At 38.5% G+C, this 3019-nt stretch carries 2 protein-coding genes; one reads left to right on the top strand and one right to left on the bottom strand.

Annotated features, from left to right (window positions below; all coding sequences use genetic code 11):
- Positions 1-795 (bottom strand): sulfotransferase family protein (locus P9B04_RS18575; RefSeq protein WP_342056465.1); only part of this gene is annotated, 795 nt, incomplete at its 3' end.
- Between the two features lie 809 nt (positions 796-1604).
- On the opposite strand from P9B04_RS18575, the gene P9B04_RS18570 reads away from it, so the two are divergent.
- Entirely contained in the window at positions 1605-3002 is a 1398-nt protein-coding gene (locus tag P9B04_RS18570) for an SLC13 family permease (protein WP_342056464.1), read from the top strand.
- Positions 3003-3019 lie beyond the last annotated feature (17 nt).

The following is a 3019-nucleotide window of genomic DNA, read 5'->3' as shown; positions in this document are numbered from 1 at the left end:
TGGCCTAAGTTTTCGCAGCGAGTGACCCCTGGCTTTTTGAGAAGATACCAAATCTGGGGGTAATACCGTCTGACGGGGTCGAAACTCTACTTTTCTGCGTACCTGATGTAATCCTTTGGTATTCAGTCGATTATCAAACTCATCTGCTTGATACTCCACATTCTCAAAATCATGGGAAAAGGGTTCTTCTTCTAAAAACTGATAAATCAGGGACAGGGTTTTACCGGGAGCTTGGGCTAAGATGTCATAATCTACTAAGAGTAATGAGGAACTGTATTCGCTATAAAACGCTTCTTTGAGAGCGTTATAAGCAAATCCCACTAATCTGCCTCCCTGACTCAAAGCTTCCGTGCGAGTGTAAACTGTAGAACGTTCCCCTGAATTGCTAAATAAGCGGGACGCCTCAAAAGTATTTTTCCTCACTAATCGTTCAACACTGTCCATAATCCAAGCTACATTGCGCACACAGCAAACAACTTTAGCATCGGGGAATAGGTCGTGAATTAAGGATAATTTGCTACACCAGAGACGGTTGGTGTCAAAGATGACCTCTTTTTCTGCTTCTGCCTCATAGAATGTGGAAAAAATATTTAAGGTTAATGCTCGTTTTTGTTCAGGGGTGATAAAGACAGAAAATTCGTTATTTTCGCTCATCGCCTCTAATAGTCGGTTTACTAGACTTCCCACGGGACTAGACATTCCTCCATAAAAGCGAGGGTTTTGGTTGAGTAAGGCTCCTAATAAGGTTGAACCGGAACGTGGTAATCCAGAGATGAAGTGGATTTTTTGTTTCATTTGTTTCTTGATATAAATTATTTGGTCGTGATTCCTACAGCAATTTACGACTTGATAAGGTGCAAAAATTTATCACTTTGGGGAACAGGGAACAGATAATTTTTCTAAAGTGTACTTCAATAACTTGCAAATTGCTGTATCTAGGGAAAATTTGAGGGTGTAGCGGTGATGTTGAGAAAAGGAATGTCTCCCCACATCTTGCACCTTCGATAAAACTGGCTAGTTTGTAAGCGTTCAGCTATCAGCCATCAGCTGAAAAATATCAATCCCTATCATCTACTGTGAGTAAGATTAAAGGAATGCTGAATGCTGAATGCTGACTGCTAAACGCTGAATGCTGACTGCTAAACGCTGATAGCAATTTTCATTTGCATAGATTACAAACTCAAAGAAAAATACTCCCCACCTCACTAAACCGAGATTTTGATACATCCAATTGAAAACTGCTATGAACGCTGACTGCTGAATGCTGACTGCTAACTAATTTAAGTTTTTCTATACTGGTGCAAGATATTAGTCTGCCCCGAAATCTGAGAAGAAACTGAAAATTAACTTAAATTATGAAAAGAAAAATGCCAAGTTTTCTGAAAAAAATCTAATGAGCTAATCACTTGAGTTTAAGTTTAAGAAGCGAAAGTATATACAGTTGAACATTTGAAGAGTTTTGAGAGAACTACTCATGAATTATCCTATTTTTACTTTCATAGAACAGATGAATAAGCCTTCCGAGTCTCCTTGTATTGAAAAAAATACGGATGGCTCTGCAGCTAAATACAAAAAGGAAAAATTCACGCAAGGTCAGTAAACGAATGACAATATTTTTAACACTCGCTATTGTTGTTCTTGCACTTTTTCTCTTCATTGTTGAATGGTTTCCCTCCGATATTGTTGCTATCATTGTCGCCTTACTCCTAACAGTTTTCGGTTTAGTAACACCAGAAGAAAGTATCTCAGGGTTTAGTAACTCTGCTACCATGACTGTCATGGCAATGTTTATTCTTAGTGCTGCGATCGCTCGTACAGGAGCTATTCAAATTGTTAGTGATCTTGTCTTACAGTGGGGTGGAAAACGTCCTTCTCAACAAATATTAACCCTCGGCATAATTGTTGGTCCTATCACTGCTTTCATTAATAATACTGCTGTTGTTGCTGTCTTTTTACCCATCATTGAACAATGGTGTAGCCAACAAAAAGTATCGGTTTCCAAATTATTAATACCTCTATCTTATGCAGCTATTTTAGGCGGGATGATTACGGTTATTGGAACATCAACCAATGTATTAGCCAGTGGTTTATCGGAACAACTCGGATACGGAACCTTTAGCTTGTTCCAATTTACTCAAATCGGATTAATTACTTTTACTATTGGTCTAATTTATCTCGCTTTTTTAGCTCCGCCCCTGTTACCGAGTCGAAAAAAAACCACTGATAATCTTCTCAATCAAAACTACGGTTTGAAAGATTATATGAGTGAGATTTTGATTCCACATGGATCTAATTTAGTAGGGAAAACCCTCGATTCGAGTAAGCTAAACCATAAATTCGATCTGGATGTCTTGGAAATTATTGCTAACAATACCCGTTTTCATCAACCTTTATGGGATAAAAAATTACAACCTTGTTCCGTCCTTCTCGTTAAGACCAATCAAGAGGATTTATTGAAAATTAAGGAGGAAGAAGACCTTGAACTCTTACCAGAGTTTATCCGTAAGAAAAAGTCTTTAGAAGCACAACTTAGCTTAGAAAACGAAAGCGTTGCCGAAGTTCTCATTCCTTCTAATTCCAATCTCATTGGTTCAACGGTTAAAGAAATACGTTTTCGCCAACGTTATAACGTAACAGTGTTAGCAGTCCATCGCGGACAAGCCATTACCCAAAAACGCCTGAATGACATCCGCTTAAAATTTGGTGATGTTCTCTTGGTGAGTGGTCCGAAGGAAAGCTTATTAGGTTTACAAATCAATCGTAACCTACTATTGCTAACACAACGAGATGTAGAAGCATTCCGAAGAGATAAAGCTGCGATCGCTATTGGTATCTGTTTAGGAGTTGTGGTTAGTGCAGCCTTTAACTGGTTACCCATTCTCATCAGTTCTTTAATCGGTGTTGTCTTAATGGTGTTAACCGGCTGTTTAAAACCGAGAGAAATCTATGATGCGGTACGTTGGGACATTATACCAAATCCGCTCTTTTTAACCCCCTTATAAAACCCTTTACTAATAGA

The sequence above is a fragment of the Crocosphaera sp. Alani8 genome, from assembly GCF_038442745.1.
Classification (GTDB): domain Bacteria; phylum Cyanobacteriota; class Cyanobacteriia; order Cyanobacteriales; family Microcystaceae; genus Crocosphaera.
The sequence above is the reverse complement of the archived record's forward strand: the minus strand, read 5'-3'. Positions and strand labels throughout refer to the sequence as shown.

What these genes read in the sequence shown, in the direction of transcription:
- P9B04_RS18570 (WP_342056464.1), top strand. Translation starts at nt 1,605, where the DNA reads ATGACAATATTTTTAACACTCGCTATTGTTGTTCTTGCACTTTTTCTC.